Origin of the sequence: Candidatus Skiveiella danica (genome assembly GCF_022705245.1) — a bacterium.
Taxonomy (GTDB): Bacteria; Pseudomonadota; Gammaproteobacteria; order Burkholderiales; family Burkholderiaceae_C; genus Skiveiella; species Skiveiella danica.
In genome coordinates, this window is sequence record NZ_JAKJEW010000022.1 from 51,442 (window position 1) to 66,046 (window position 14,605).

Annotated in this window: 10 protein-coding genes; 5 read left to right on the plus strand and 5 right to left on the minus strand. The window is 67.4% G+C overall.

Going from position 1 to position 14,605, the window contains the following annotated elements; all coding sequences use genetic code 11:
* Positions 1-57 precede the first annotated feature (57 nt).
* Positions 58-1,431, minus strand: a complete 1,374-nt coding sequence (locus ACMUOY_RS13365) for an ABC1 kinase family protein (RefSeq protein ID WP_413893219.1) — start codon at positions 1,429-1,431, stop codon at positions 58-60.
* Positions 1,432-1,566: 135 nt separating this feature from the next.
* Here ACMUOY_RS13365 and ACMUOY_RS13370 point away from each other — a divergent pair, with 135 nt between their 5' ends.
* Positions 1,567-3,990 carry a penicillin acylase family protein gene (locus ACMUOY_RS13370; protein WP_413893220.1) on the plus strand — a complete coding sequence of 808 codons (2,424 nt, stop codon included), beginning with the start codon at positions 1,567-1,569 and terminating at the stop codon, positions 3,988-3,990.
* A 39-nt stretch (positions 3,991-4,029) separates the two neighbouring features.
* Positions 4,030-4,929, plus strand: a complete 900-nt coding sequence (locus ACMUOY_RS13375; RefSeq protein ID WP_413893221.1) for a MaoC/PaaZ C-terminal domain-containing protein — start codon at positions 4,030-4,032, stop codon at positions 4,927-4,929.
* Positions 4,930-5,025: 96 nt separating this feature from the next.
* On the opposite strand, the gene ACMUOY_RS13380 is transcribed toward ACMUOY_RS13375, so the two are convergent.
* The 3 genes from ACMUOY_RS13380 to ACMUOY_RS13390 form a co-directional block, all read right to left on the minus strand.
* Positions 5,026-6,063, minus strand: coding sequence for a M23 family metallopeptidase (locus tag ACMUOY_RS13380; protein ID WP_413893222.1), 1,038 nt, complete (start codon positions 6,061-6,063; stop codon positions 5,026-5,028).
* Positions 6,064-6,165: 102 nt separating this feature from the next.
* Positions 6,166-7,071 (minus strand): oxidoreductase, encoded by a 906-nt coding sequence (locus ACMUOY_RS13385; RefSeq protein WP_413893223.1) that lies wholly within the window; start codon positions 7,069-7,071, stop codon positions 6,166-6,168.
* Between the two features lie 66 nt (positions 7,072-7,137).
* Positions 7,138-8,676 (minus strand): wax ester/triacylglycerol synthase family O-acyltransferase, encoded by a 1,539-nt coding sequence (locus ACMUOY_RS13390; RefSeq protein WP_413893224.1) that lies wholly within the window; start codon positions 8,674-8,676, stop codon positions 7,138-7,140.
* A 221-nt stretch (positions 8,677-8,897) separates the two neighbouring features.
* Between ACMUOY_RS13390 and ACMUOY_RS13395 the strand changes: the two genes are divergently transcribed.
* The 3 genes from ACMUOY_RS13395 (at position 8,898) to ACMUOY_RS13405 (ending at position 12,198) form a co-directional block, all read left to right on the plus strand.
* Positions 8,898-9,752 carry an alpha/beta fold hydrolase gene (locus ACMUOY_RS13395; protein ID WP_413893225.1) on the plus strand — a complete coding sequence of 285 codons (855 nt, stop codon included), beginning with the start codon at positions 8,898-8,900 and terminating at the stop codon, positions 9,750-9,752.
* A 48-nt stretch (positions 9,753-9,800) separates the two neighbouring features.
* Positions 9,801-10,778 (plus strand): NAD(P)H-dependent flavin oxidoreductase, encoded by a 978-nt coding sequence (locus ACMUOY_RS13400; RefSeq protein WP_413893226.1) that lies wholly within the window; start codon positions 9,801-9,803, stop codon positions 10,776-10,778.
* A 148-nt stretch (positions 10,779-10,926) separates the two neighbouring features.
* Positions 10,927-12,198 (plus strand): MFS transporter, encoded by a 1,272-nt coding sequence (locus tag ACMUOY_RS13405; RefSeq protein ID WP_413893227.1) that lies wholly within the window; start codon positions 10,927-10,929, stop codon positions 12,196-12,198.
* Here the strand turns inward: ACMUOY_RS13405 and ACMUOY_RS13410 are convergent.
* Complete coding sequence (locus ACMUOY_RS13410) at positions 12,171-14,594, minus strand: GcvT family protein (RefSeq protein WP_413893228.1); 2,424 nt, start codon at positions 14,592-14,594, stop codon at positions 12,171-12,173. The genes ACMUOY_RS13405 and ACMUOY_RS13410 overlap by 28 nt on opposite strands.
* Between the last annotated feature and the right edge of the window lie 11 nt (positions 14,595-14,605).

Sequence of the window (14,605 nt, forward strand, 5' to 3'; positions counted from 1 at the left end):
AGTACTCTTGAGTTATCCCCTCTCAGGGCGCTCTTTCGCAGCTATCTCTTCAGTATATTATTGCCGTTGAGCGGGGACCAAATGTGGGGCACGCAGCCTGGTTTGAGCAAGCTTTTGCAGATCCACTCGCGCCTTCAACCGGATCGCCAGCAGGTACAGGCCGCCGAATTTGCGTTGCAGCAGCATGGCGTCGGACGGGGGCAGTTGCCAGAAGTCGCGGTCCAGGCCCAGTTCGATGCCGCGTGCGCGCAGGCGCGGCAGGACATCGCTGGTGCCGAAGTCGTAAGGGCCTTCCAGCGTGAAAGGCTCGATGGCCAGCTCGCCCATATCCAGGATGGTCTGGCGGTGATGGTCCTGCGTGGTGGCGTCGTAATAACCGATGGCCATGGCCGCCGTGTCCATCATGGCCCGGTCGCCAGCCATGGCGCCCTTCATGAGGCGGCGGAACTCGTTGGCCATGCTCGCCTTGTAGGGGCGGGTGGCGCCGAAATCGAGCAGGATCAGCTGGCGGGTGTCGGTGTCAAAGCGGTAGTTGGCAAAGTTGGGGTCGGTCTGCACCAGGCGGAACTCGAACAGCTCGCGCAGCAGCAGCGCGAACAGCAGCGTCATCACTCGGTCGCGCTCGTCCTGGGGCGCATCCGCCAGGGTTTCGATCGGCACGCCGCCCACCACTGACATCGCCAGCACGCGTGCGGTGGTCAGGTCGGCGTGCAGCTGCGGCAGCGCGTAGTCGGGCGCATCGGCCAGCAGCTCGCCATAGCGGCTCAGGTAGCCGGCCTCACGCAGGTAGTCGGCCTCGTCGTGCAGCTGGCGCTTGGCGTCGCGCAGCAGGGGTTTGATGTCCATCTCCTTGGGCATCAGGCCGGACATGCGGAACAACGCGGCAACGTTGTCCACGTCGCTGTCGATGCTCTCCACCACGCCGGGGTACTGGATCTTGATGGCCAGGTCGCGCCCGTCCTTGGTCTGGGCCCGGTGCACCTGCCCGATCGAGGCCGCCGCCATGGGGGTGTAGGAGAAATGCGTGAATCGCTTTTCCCAGCCCTTGCCCCATTGGGTGTCCAGCACGCCCTTGACCTGGGCCTTGGGCATGGCGCGGGCGTCCGAGCGCAGCCGCCCCAGGATCTCGGCCAGCGCGGGCGGCAGCAGGTCGCCGGATTCCATCGAGACCAGCTGACCGACTTTCATCGCGGCGCCGCGCAGCTTGGCCAGCTGGTCGGCCACGCGGCGCGCATTGCCCGGCGTGAGCAGCAGGTCGCTCAGTTTCGGGCGGTTGCCCTGCGCCAGCTGGCGCGCGCCCTCGGCAACCATGCCGCCGGCAATGCCCGTGGCCATCCAGCCGAGACGTGCCAGGCGGGCGCCGCGACCGCCTGGCACGGCAAGAGTGGATGCGGGTGATTTCGGGGGGGCGGGGGTGCTATCGTCGGGCAAGCGGATGTCCTTGGTTCGTGCCGGCCTGGCCCGGACTGTCACGGCATGGACAGACGGCGGCGGACTCTGCCTCTATAAGGGGGCAGATGCGGGCCCTTTCAACGGCCCATTCATTACAACAGGAGATGATTCCCTATGCGCAAGACCCTGAAATGGATGGTGCTCGGTCTGCTGGCACTCGTCATCATGGCTGCCGTGGGCGGCTATCTGATGGTGCGATCGGCCGGGCACCCGAAGATTGACGGCGACCTGAAGCTGACCGGGCTCTCCGCGCCGGTCAAAGTGGTCCGCGACGAGCTGGGCGTGCCCTACATCACGGCCGCCAACACGCCGGACCTGCTGAAGGCCCAGGGCTTCGTCACCGCACAGGACCGGCTCTTGCAGATGGAACTGTTCCGGGCCACGTGGCGTGGCGAGCTGGCCGCCACCTTCGGCCCCGACGCGCTGCCCAGCGACATCCGCATGCGGGTGCTGGGCATGCGCCGCAACGGCGACCGCCACGCGCTCAAGCTGGACGCGGCCTCGCGCGCCTACCTTCAGAGTTACGCGGATGGGGTGAATGCCTATGTCCAGGATCACCCCGGTGACCATCCGATCGAACTGAAAGCAGCCGGCCTGAAGCCCAGTGCCTGGAGCGTGGCCGACCTGGTGACGCTGGTGCATTTCATCCACTACACCCATTCAACCAATTTCAAGGCCGAGATCGTGGGGCAGAAGCTGATCGACAAGCTCGGGCTGGCGCAAGCCAGGGAAATCATGCCGCTGACCGTGAATCCCGATTGGGGCGCCAGGCCGGCGCCGGCGGGCGCCACGGCCAAGGCGGGTGGCGATAGCCTGCGACTGGGGGTGGACTGGGCGCACCTGTCGGTGGCCCCCGAAACGCTGAACCACCAGGGCCTGGGCTCCAACAACTGGGCCATCGGACCGAGCCGCTCGGCGTCGGGCAAGGCGATGGTCGTCAACGATCCGCACCTGGACAGCCGCATCCTGCCGGGCTACTGGTACCCGGTGGGCCTGTTCACGCCCGAGATCCAGGCCATCGGGGCGGCGCTGCCCGGCATGCCCGGCATCCTGGTGGGTCGCACCAAACACGTCGCCTTCGGTGTGACCAATGCCTATGGCGACGTGCAGGACGTCTACATCGAGACGCTGGACCCGAATGACAAGTCCCGCTACCTGCACGGCGGCAAGAGCACTGCATTCACGGTGGTGGAGGAGACGATCCGCATCAAGGACAAGGCCGCGCCCGGCGGCCTGCGCGAGCAGCCGCTGCGCATCCGCTACACCGTGCACGGCCCGGTGATCAGCGACCACCCGGGCCTGGGGACCGGCGGTGACAAGATTCTGGCCCTGCGCTCCACCGACGCCGAGGTGCTGGCGCCGGTGCTGGGCGTCGAGGGTCTGCTGACCGCGCCGGATGCCGCCGCCTTCGACCGCGAGGTGCAGAAGATCGACCTCATGATGTTCAACTTCGTGTTCGGCGATGACAAGGGCTCGATCGGCCACCGCGCCAGCGGCGCGGTGCCGGTGCGCGCCGGCGCCGATGGCAGCCTGCCCCGCGTGGCACCGGCCGATGGCAGCGACGACTGGACCGGCTACATCCCCAAGGACCGCATGCCCGGCATGATCGATCCGCCGCGCGCCTGGGTCGGCACCGCCAACAACGACACCACCCCCGAGGGCTACCCTTGGTACTACACCAACTATGTGGCGCCGGACTACCGCTACCGCCGCATCGGCCAGGTGCTGGGCAGTGCGAAGCAGATGACGGTGGACGACCAGTGGAAACTCATGATGGACGACCGCAACCTGCAGAGCGACCGCCTGCGCACCACCATCGTGGCCGCGCTGAAGGACGACCCCGCCCAGCGCGACCTGGCGGCCCTGCTGGAGAAGTGGGACGGCGTGGACCGCGCCGACCAGGCGGCGCCGCTGGTCTACCAGTCGCTGTACCGCGAGATCGCCCTCGGCACCTTCACCGACAAGCTGGGCGAGGGCGTGGCCAAGGACATGCTGTCGACCTGGTATTTCTGGCAACAGCGCTTCGACGCGCTGGTGGGCACGCCGGATTCACCTTGGTTCGACGATCCCCGCACCAAGGACAAGCGGGAAACCCTGGCCGACGTGATCCGCGCCGCCGCGCCGCGCGCCCGCGCCAGCATCGAGGCCCTGCAGGGCAAGGACCCGGCGGCCTGGGCCTGGGGCAAGGCGCACACGCTGAGCTTTGTCAGCCCCCTGCGGCGCAGTGGCGCGGGGCAGGAACTGGCGGGTGGTTTCACCGTGCAGCGTCCGGGCAGCGGCGAGACGCTGAACCGCGGCGTGTACGACTTCCAGAAGCCGTTTGCCGTCAATTTCTTCCCGTCGATGCGGGTGGTGGTCGATTTTGCCGATCCGGACAAGATCAATGCCGTGGTGGCCGGCGGCGTGAGCGAGCGCCATTTCCAGCCGCACCAGAACGATCAGGCGCGCATCCTGGTCGCGGGCGAACGCCGTTCTTGGTGGTTCAATCCGAAGCAGGTCGAGGCCCATGCAAAGTCGCGCGCCACGCTGTCGCCCTGACCCGGCTGCCTGAGGCGGTCAAGCCCGGTTCGCATCGTCATGCCGGTCCTCCGAACGCCCGCCTTTCTGCCGTTGCTGGCCTCCACGCTGGGGCTTTTCCGGCACCCGCGCCGGGGCCTGAGTGATCCGGCCCTGCTGCCGCGCATTGAACGCGCGCTGGCGGGTGCCACGCTGGATCCGGCCTGGCTTGCGGCCTATCGCGGCAGCGTCGGGCTGTCCGATGGAGCTCGTCTGCCGCCGCTGGCGCTGCAACTGGCGGCGGCGCCCTTGCACATGGCCATCCTCGGCGACGCGCAGTTCCCGTTTCGCGCGCTGGGGCTGGTGCACCTGTCGCAGCGCGTGATCCAGACCCGGGCCATGGCGCCGCATGCCCCTTTTGATCTGCGGGCCTGCAGCGCGGATGCGCGCTGGGAAAAGCGCGGCATGAGTTTCGGCCTGGTGACCGAGGCGTGGTGCGAGGGTGAATGTGTCTGGCGCGGCGAGACGCGGGCGCTGGCGCCCGGCAAGTCGCTGGCGCCGGCTCCAGCGCCCGCGGCCGGCGCCACGGATGATCGGGACGCAGCAAGACCGGCGTGTGACGAAGTCCTTCACGTGCCCGAAGCCACGGGGCGCCGTTACGCGGCGATTGCCGGTGACCTGAACCCGATCCACCAGCATGCGCTGCTGGCGCGCCTGTTCGGGTTCCGGCGAGCCATCGTGCATGGCACCTGGACGCTGGCGCGCGCACTGGCCCTGGCGGAACTGCCGGGTCGCCCTGCGTTCACGCTGGAGGCGCACTTCCGCCGACCGGTGGAACTGCCGTCGGACATCCGCGTGCGGGCCTGGAGTGGGGCCGGCGCAGAAACGGGGAACCCTTCAGGCAGGCCGCGCCGGCTGATGGTGTCAGAGCCGCACACCGGCAAGACCTGCATCGACATCCTGCTGGCCGAGTCGGCTTGAGGCCCGGTCCGGGCCGCGGCGACGTCAGGAGGTCAGCTTGCCGGCCAGGCGGTCAAGCGGACGTCCGCCAGTCGTTTCCGGTTTCACCTCGCGGATTCATGGGCCCGGTCGGACCGGACCCATGGGCATGGAAAACTGCTGGCTGAAGACGGTTTGCCCTGCGTTGGTGACCTGGTACTCCGCGAGATAGGTCCCGGCGGGCCAGCTGGCGCCGGGCCGCTTGCGCCCGATCAGGGTCAGAGTCTGGGCCTGGCCACGTTCCAGGGCAGGCAGCAGTTTCTCGGCTATGACCGTGCCGACTGGCGCGCGCAGCACGATGTGGGCGGTGTCGCCTGCTTCCAGGCCGATCATCCGAACATAGGCGATCAGCGCCGGGCTCTGGGACGTGGGCGTGGCCTCGCCCGGTTGCTGGTTCTCGACTTCGGCCATCGACAACACCCGCTCGCTGAAGCCGTGGTTCAGCATCACCCGGCGGCGATAGACCAGCGCGGCGGCTGCGGTGTCGTCCCACAGCGTGGCGTCCGAACTGCAGGCGCTGGCGGACGGTGAGGGCGCGAACGGATCGATCGCCTTGCCGTTGTGGCGCACCGTCAGATGCAGGTGCGGAAACTCGGTCAGGCCCGACAGGCCGACAAGGCCGAGCCGCTCGCCAGCGCGCACCGTCTGGCCACGGCGGACCGCGACGCTGCCTTGCGCGAGATGGCAGTACTGCGTCTCCCAGCCGTCGGCATGGCGCAGCACCAGGCCGTTGCCGCACTCCCGGTCCTTGACGGCTTCCTTGCCGGTTTCGCGGATCGACACGTCCTTCATGCCGTCGCGCACCCCGGCGACCACGCCGTCGGCGGCCGCCAGCACGGCCACACCGGCGCGCACCGCAGCCATCGACGGCACGCGGAAGTCGGTGCCGTCGTGCCCGTCGTAGCTGCGGGCGCCGCAGGCGTAGTCGCGCCAGGTGGACGACGGATCGTGGTCCACATAGTTCTGCACGAAACAGGTGTTGCCGGGCTGGCAGTCGATTGGCAGGGCCAGGCGCGGTGGCGTCTGGCTGCGCGCACTGGCGGCTGCGAGCAGCAGGGCCAGCATCACCCCGGCGCCCAAGACGACTGCGTTTCGGATCAATGGCCGTGTTTTCATGAAAAAAGTCGGCTTCCCCAGCGTCGGATGGTCACAATATGCTATGAAATCAGGACCGAATATCGGAAGGGCCGGGTCTCATCGGCGGCCCCTTCCACCTCTTCATTCCAGATACCGCACGCCCGTCAGCTCTTGCGACACCGCCCACAGCCTGGCCGCCACCGCTTCGTCGCGCGAGCGGCGGCTGGAGCCGACCTTGCCTGGCGCCCCGCGCATCTCGCCCAGGGACTGCGGACCGCAATAGTCGCCGCCCCGGATGTCGTCGCCCAATGCGGCGTACAGGGTGGGCTGCGCGCCCCCGCTGGCGGACTGGAAAACCAGCTCGGTCAAGGGGGCGAACAGCTGCACGGCTTTGGGCAGGTGCTGGAACAGATTGGTGGCGGAGACCCCGGGGTGCGCCGCCACCGACAGCGTGGCGCAGCCAGCCTTTGTCAGCCGGCGCTGCAACTCGTAGGCGAACATCAGGCAGGCCAGCTTGCTCTGCCCGTAGGCCAGGCGCTTGTCATATCGCCGGGTGGCATTCAGATCGTGGAAACGGATGCCGCTCCATTTGTGCGCCAGGCTGCTGAGGCTCACGATGCGCGCATTCGGGGTTTTGTTGATCAGCGGCAGCAGCAAGCCGGTCAGGGCGAAGTGGCCCAGGTAGTTGGCCGCCAGCTGGCTCTCGAAGCCGTCTTCGCTCAGCGTATAGGGCGGCATCATGATGCCGGCGTTGTTGATCAGCAGGTCCAGCGTGGCGTGGCGCTTCTTGTAGGCCGCGGCAAAGGCGCGGACCGACTTGAGACTGCCCAGGTCCAGCGTCAAGCATTCGATGCGGGCCTTGGGGTGCTGGGCCAGGATGGCCGCTCGGGCCGCGTCGGCCTTGGCGGCATTGCGGCACGCGAGCACGACGGTGCAGCCCTTGCCGGCCAGGGCCAGCGCGGTCTCGTAGCCCAGGCCGATGTTGGCGCCAGTGACCACGGCGATGCGCCCCGACTGGCTCGGGACCTGTTTCATGGTCCAGGACATGGCGAAACCCTTGGCGGTGGAAATGCCCGACCTTATCGGATCGTGGATTCCGCCGGGCCTTGGAGGCTATTTCCGGGTGGCTTTGGCGGCGGGCTTGGCTGCGCGTGCGCGCGGGGCCGGCACGGCTTTCGCGGCTGCCTTGGCGGTGGCCGGCCTTGCCTTTGCCGTCGCCTTTGGCGCTGGCGCCTTCACCGGTGCCTTTTTGGCTGGGGGTTTCGACGCAACAGCTTTCTTCGCCGGCGCCTTGGGCTTGGCGACCTTTGCCGCTGCGGCGTCCGCCGTTGCGATGGTCTTTTGCATCCTGCGGAATTCGCGGTTGAACTCCTCGGTGATGGTCTCAGGGTCAGGCACCAGGTGGGCGTCGCCAATGACGGTCAGCCCGGCCATGCCCTTGTAGCTGAAGATGCTCACCGCCATGCCGAGCTGCTTGCCCGGATGCGGCGCCCAGGCCAGCATGCGCTCGATCGGGGCGCCGGCCAGGTACAGCTCTTCGCGCGGGCCGGTGACGTTGGTCATCACCAGGCTGGCCTTGCGCCCGAACAGGTCGTTGGAGAAATCCTCCAGCACCTTGGGCAGGCGCCCCATCAGGTCGAGCAGGGCGCGGGTGGCCAGGGGTTCCGGTGAATGCTTGAGCGCGTCCATGCGGGCCTTGGTCAGCGCGAGCCGGTGGTCCGCGCGGGCCTTGGTCACGGCCAGGTCGAGTACGACCAGACCGAATTCGTTGCCCAGCTGGCCCATGCGCTCGGGCGGTCGCAGGTCGACCGGCACCATCGCGCGCAGGGTGGTGTTGTTGACGTCCACGCCACGCCCTTTGAGGTAGGTGCGCAGGGCGCCGGTCATCGCGGCGACCAGCACGTCGTTGACCTTGGCGCCGTGGCGCAGGCCGATCGCCTTGATGTCGGCAATCGGGAAAGGCTCGGACCAGGCGACGCGCTTGGCCGGAGCGAACTCGCCTTTCAGCGGCGAGGGCGGGTCGTCCTTGCGCAGCAGTTCGCCCACCAGCATGCCGGCGCCGGCGCCCAGCGCCAGTGCGCCCCGGGCGGCGCCGGTGACGGCATTGATGGCGGGCGCCAGCAGGCCCTTGTCGACCTGTTTGATGCTCTTGCCCCGGGCGCGGGGTGCCTGCAGGGGCGGCGCGCCAGGCGCCGGGTCGTACAGCTTCTGGAGCAGGATCATCATGGCGGTGCCGTCGGCGATACAGTGGTGGCATCGCATGATCAGCGCGCTGCCGCCTTCGACATCGTCGACGACCCAGGTCTGCCACAGCGGAATGGAATGGTCGAGCGGGGCGCTGGCGATGTCGTTGACCAGAGCGACCAGCGCCGCCTGGTTGTGCGGTGCCGGCAGGCCGACGTGATGCAGGTGCTGGTTGATGTCGAAATTCGGCATGTCCTGCCAGTGCGGCGTGGGCAGCGGGAACCCGGTTTCGACCACGCGCTGGCGGAAGCGTTCGAAGGTGACCAGCCGTTCGCTATAGACCTGACGCACCCGGTCGAAATCAAGCGGCTCCTTGGTCAGGGTCACGCCCATCACGACCGCGAGGTTCGAAGGGCCGTCGTTGTGGAACCAGGACGCATCGGCGGCGGACATGGGGTAGGTTTTCATGATGTGTCTCTCTCGATCCCGCCATGCCATGCAGCCGGGCAGGGCGGGCCGCCACCGGGCTGGAGTGTGTTTCGTACATGCTAGATCGTGCGTCAGGTGATGCATTGACCGGCATCAAGGTCTCTGAGGAGACCGGCGCTGGCGGGCGCAATCGCATACATTCGCGGCTGGCCGGCATCGGCCGCGCTTTTGTTGCCATGCCCTTGAATTCGTCACGCGACATGAACCCTGCTGAAACGATATCCATCACCGCGGCCGACGGGCACCGCTTCGACGCGGGCCTTTTCCGGGCGGCCAGCGCTGCGGCGCCGGTTTTGATCTTCCTGTCGGCGCTGGGCACGCCGAGCCGGGTGTACCGGGGCTTTGCGGCGGCGATGGCGGGGCAGGGCGTTCACGTCTGCACGCCGGACTGGCGCGGACTGGCGAGCAGCTCGGTGCGGGCGTCGCGCCGCCACGACCATGGTTACCGCGCGCTCGTCGAGATCGATGCGCTGGCCCTCATCGAAATGCTGACCGAACGGTTACCCGGCTCACCCGTGTGGATCGGCGGGCACAGCCTGGGCGGGCAGTTGAGCACGCTGATGGCCGCCCGTCAGCCAGATCGGGTGCACGGCCTGCTGCCGATTGCCAGCGGAAGCGTGGCGTTGTCGTGCTACCCGCCCCGGCTTCAGCGCGGCATCCGGACGCTGGGCCTGGTGTCCCGCATCAGCGGTGCCATGGTTGGCCACTTCCCCGGTCAGCGCATCGGCTTCGGTGGTCGCGAAGCGCGCGGCGTCATGAAGGACTGGGTGCATGTGGCCCATACCGGGCGCTATGAGCCGGTGGGCACGGCTTTCAACTACGAGCGCGCGCTGGCGGAGCTGGCGATGCCGGTGCTGGCGCTGAACTTCAAGGGCGACACCTGGGCGCCTGAGGCGGCCGCCAGTTACCTGCTTGGCAAACTGCCACAGTGCCAGCGCGAGCAGTGGACTTGGGGCGATGCCGATACCGGTGGTCAGCACCTGGACCATTTTTCCTGGACCAAACACCCGCAGCTTCTGGCGCCTCGAATCGCTGCCTGGCTGCAGGCTCACTGATTCTTCGACCAACCACAACCCCACCCATCCCGAAAGGACCGCTCCGCCATGAAGACCAAGATCACCGAGATGTTCGGCATCCAGCATCCCATCATCCAGGGCGGCATGCACTTTGTCGGCTTCGCCGAACTCGCCGCTGCCGTGTCGAATGCCGGCGGCCTGGGTCTGATCACCGGCCTCACGCAGCGCACGCCGGAATTGCTGGCCAACGAGATCCGCCGCTGCCGCGAGATGACCGACAAGCCCTTCGGCGTGAACCTGACCTTCCTGCCCACGGTCAGCTCGCCCGACTACCCCGGTTACATCAAGGCGATCATCGACAGCGGCGTGAAGGCCGTGGAGACCGCCGGCAACAACCCGCAGAAGTGGATGCCGATGCTGCACGAGGCTGGCATCAAGGTGATCCACAAGTGCACCTCGGTGCGCCACGCGCTCAAGGCCGAGGCGATCGGCTGCGACGCGGTCAGCGTGGACGGTTTCGAGTGCGGTGGCCACCCGGGCGAGGACGATGTGCCTAACTTCATCCTGCTGCCGCGCGCCGCCGAATCGCTGAAGATCCCCTTCGTCGCCTCGGGCGGCATGGCCGACGGCCGCTCGCTGGTGGCGGCGCTGGCGCTGGGCGCGGAAGGCATGAACATGGGCACGCGCTTCATCGCGACGAAGGAAGCACCGGTGCACGAGAACGTCAAGCTGGCCATCGTGGCGGCCAGTGAACTCGACACCCGCCTCGTGATGCGCCCGCTGCGCAACACCGAGCGCGTGCTGCGCAACGCCGCGGTCGACCGCTTGCTGGCCAAGGAACAGACGCTGGGCGCCAACCTCAAGTTCGAGGACATCATCGAGGAGGTGGCCGGCGTCTATCCGCGCATCATGCAGCAGGGTGACATGGAGGCGGGCGCCTGGTCGTGCGGCATGGTGGCCGGGCTGATCCACGACATCCCGAGCGTCAAGGAACTGATCGACCGCATCATGCTGGAGGCCGACGGCATCATCCGCCAGCGTCTGGCCGGCATGGCGGGTGTTTGAGCCGGAATTTCAAGCTTTTTCGATCGCTTCCCAGCGTCGATGGGTCATTGTCTGCTATTGATTCAGGAGCCTAAATGACGGCATCGCGTGTGACACCATGGACGTCAAATGCGGGCCAGGTCATCAGGAGCATGACGGGAGCGGCACCATGAACGCGACAGCAAGCGCCAGCCACGGCGTCGAATCCGCCTACGCCTGGGCACGCCTGATGGTGTCACTGGCGCTGATGACCATCGGTGGCGTCGGCATGTACGGTGCGTCGGTGGTGTTGCCGGCCGTGCAGCGCGATTTCGGCGCGGTGCGCGCCGATGCCTCGTTTCCCTACACCCTGACGTTGATCGGCTTTGGCATCGGCGGCATCCTGATGGGGCGGCTGGCCGACCGCTTCGGCGTTATGGTGGTAGCGCTGATCGGCGCTGCCGGCCTGGGGCTGGGACTTGCGGCCGCGGGTGCTTCGAGCAGCCTGTGGCAGTTCACACTGGCCCACGGACTGCTGATCGGCCTGCTCGGCGTCTCCGCCACCTTCGCGCCGCTGGTGGCCGACACCTCGCTGTGGTTCACCCGCCGCCGGGGCATCGCGGTGGCCATCTGCATGAGCGGCAACTACCTGGCCGGAGCGGTGTGGCCCCCGGTGATGCAGCACTTCATCGACAGCGCCGGCTGGCGCGCCACCTATTTCGGTCTGGCCATCTTCTGCGTGCTGACCATGGCGCCGCTGGCGCTGTTCCTGCGCCGGCCCGCGCCCGTCACCGCAGTGCAGGCGGGCGCCAGCGCGACGGTCATGAAGTCCGCGCGTTTCCTCGGCCGATCGGACCCTGCCCATCCACTCGGGCAGACGCCGCGGCGCCTGCAGATGCTGCTGTGCGTGGCCGGGGTGAGCTGCTGCGTGGCGATGTCGATGCCCCAGGTGCACATCGTGGCCTACTGCACCGACCTGGGTTTTGGCGCTGCGCAGGGCGCGCAGATGCTGTCGTTGATGATGGCGGCGGGCATTGCCAGCCGGTTGCTGTCGGGCTGGGTGTCGGACCACATCGGCGGGCTGCGCACGCTGATGCTGGGCTCGGTGCTGCAAGGCGTGGCGCTGTTCTTGTTCCTGCCGTTCGATGGCCTGGTGCCGCTGTATGTGGTGTCGGGCCTGTTCGGCCTGTTCCAGGGCGGCATCGTGCCAAGCTACGCGCTGATCGTGCGCGAATACTTCACCCCCAAGGAGGCCGGCGCGCGCGTCGGCACCGTGCTGATGGCCACGCTGCTGGGCATGGCGCTGGGCGGCTGGCTCTCGGGCGCCATCTTCGACTGGACGGGCTCCTACCGGGCCGCCTTCGTCAACGGAATCGCCTGGAACCTGGTCAATGTGGGCATCGTCGGTTTTCTGTTGTACCGGGTGCGCCAGAGTCAGCGCTTCACCGGCCATTGGTCGTAAAGTTTGACCGGAATGCTTTCACCCCATAGCTCGATGTGTGCGGGGCTTCCCTGATGCGTCTCGTTGGCCGCCTGGCCACGGACATAGCCCAGCGCGACGCAGGAGCCGGCCAAAGGGCTCCAGCCCGCGGACGAAATTTCGCCGACGGACGCGCCTTCGAAGCGTATGGCCTCGCCACCCCATACGAATGCCGTGGGTGAGTCCAGCACCAGAGACACCAGCTTCTTGCGAAGGGGCTGCCCCCGGGAGGCCAGCAAGGCGGACTTGCCGATGAAGTCGCCGGGCTTGTCCAGCTTGACGGCGTAACCCAGGCCGGCCTCCCAGGGTGTTTCGTCGGGTCCGAGTTCGGCGCCCCAGGCACGGCGCCCCTGTTCGATCCGAAGCGCGTCCAGTGCGTAGTAGCCGGCGTCGCGCAGGTTCAGGTCGCGCCCTGCTTCGTGCAGAGCGAGGTAGACGTGGCGCGCCATTTCCACGGGCACATACAGCTCGAATCCCGGCCCGCCCACGTAACTCATGCGCGCCGCCCGCACACGGGCGAGACCCACGTCAATGACACGGGTCCATGAGAACTTGAGCGCCTCGGGGGAAAGGTCATCGGGACTGACACGGGCCAGCAACCCGCGTGCCCCAGGCCCCATCACCGAAAGCACGCTGTAGAGCGGCGAAACGTCGGTCAGCACGGCGTGCTCGTCGGGCTTGATGTGACGGGAGATCCAGTCGAAATCGCGCACCGTCTGCGCCGATCCGGTGATGATCAGGAAACACTCGCCCATGCGGTCGGGCTGCTGGCGAATCACGGTCAGGTCGCTTTCAAAGCCGCCCCGCTCGTTGAGCAGCGCGGTGTAGACCATCTTGTCAATCGGCACGTCCATGTCGTTGGCGCACAGGCGTTGCAGCACCGCCAATGCGTCGCGGCCCTGCAGCAGCAACTTGGAAAATGACGTTTGATCGTAGAGCGCCACGGCTTCCCGGGTGGCTTTCTGTTCTTCGATCATCCAAGGCAGCCAGCCTGGACGATCCAGCGTGTGGGCCGGCATGGCCTGGCCGTGCGGCCGGAAGTAGTTGGCCCGCTCCCAGCCGTTGCGGCTGCCAAACTCGGCGCCCCGCTCTGCCAGAAGATCGTACAGGGGCGATGTCCGCAGGGGCCGGGCTGTCTCCAGCTCCTGGCGCGGCCAGCGCATCGCGTAGTGCAGGCCCAGGGTTTCGCCGGTGCGCGCAGCCAGCGCCTTGCGGTTGGCGGTGAACGCGCCAAAGCGGCGAACGTCCACGTCCCAGAGATCGGTGCTGGGCTCGCCCCCCACAATCCATTCCGCCATCAGGCGTCCGGCTCCGCCGCTGTTGGCAATGCCCGCCGAATTGAATCCGGCGCAGACGAAATAGTTGCGCAGTTCGGGAGCTTCTCCCAGGATGAAATTGCCGTCGGGCGTGAAGCTCTCGGGCCCATTGAGCAGCATCTTGATCTCGGCGGTCTCCAGGCACGGCGTGCGGTGCAGGGCGTTGGTCATGAGGGGTTCGAACTGGTCCCAGTCCTCGTCGAGCAATTCAAACTGGAAGGTGCTCGGAATGGGGTCCATCTTCCAGGGCTTGGCCTTGGGCTCGAAGCCCCCCATGACCAGGCCGCCGACCTCTTCCTTGTAGTAGATGAAGCCGTCGGGGTCGCGCATCACCGGCAGCATCGGATGCACGCCATCGATCTTTCCGGTGACGATGTAGAAGTGCTCGGCGGAGTAGAGCGGCACATTGACCCCGGCCAGTGCGCCGAACTGGCGTGCCCATTGCCCTGCGCAGTTCACCAGCACTTCGCACCGCACGTCACCCTGGCGGGTCCTGACACCCACAGCCCGTCCGCCTTCGATGATGACCCCGGTGACCTCGACATCCTCCACCATCTTCACACCGCGATTGCGCGCCCCCTTGGCCAGCGACATGCACAGGTCCGCCGGGTTGGCCTTGCCGTCCCCGGGCAACCAGATGGCGCCCTGCAGATCGTCGGTTCGCATCACCGGGTAGCGTTCGCCCGCTTCCCGGGGTGAAATCAGGTGGCACTCAACGCCGAAGCTGTTGGCCATCGTCGCTTGCTTCTTCAGGACCTTCATGCGCTCGGGGGTGCGGGCGACGTTGACGCTGCCGCACTGCTTCCAGCCCGTGGCCAGGCCCGTCTCGGCCTCCAGCGTGGCGTACAGTTCGATGCCGTACTTGCTCATCACGGTCATGTTGCGGTTCGGCCGCATCTGCCCCACCAGGCCGGCGGCGTGCCAGGTCGTGCCGCTGGTGAGCTTGCCCTGTTCGAGGAGCAGCACGTCGGTCCTGCCGAACTTGGCCAGGTGGTAGGCGGTCGAGCAGCCGGCAATGCCGCCGCCGACGATGACGATCTGTGCGTGGCCTGGAAGACTCATGATCAACTCCT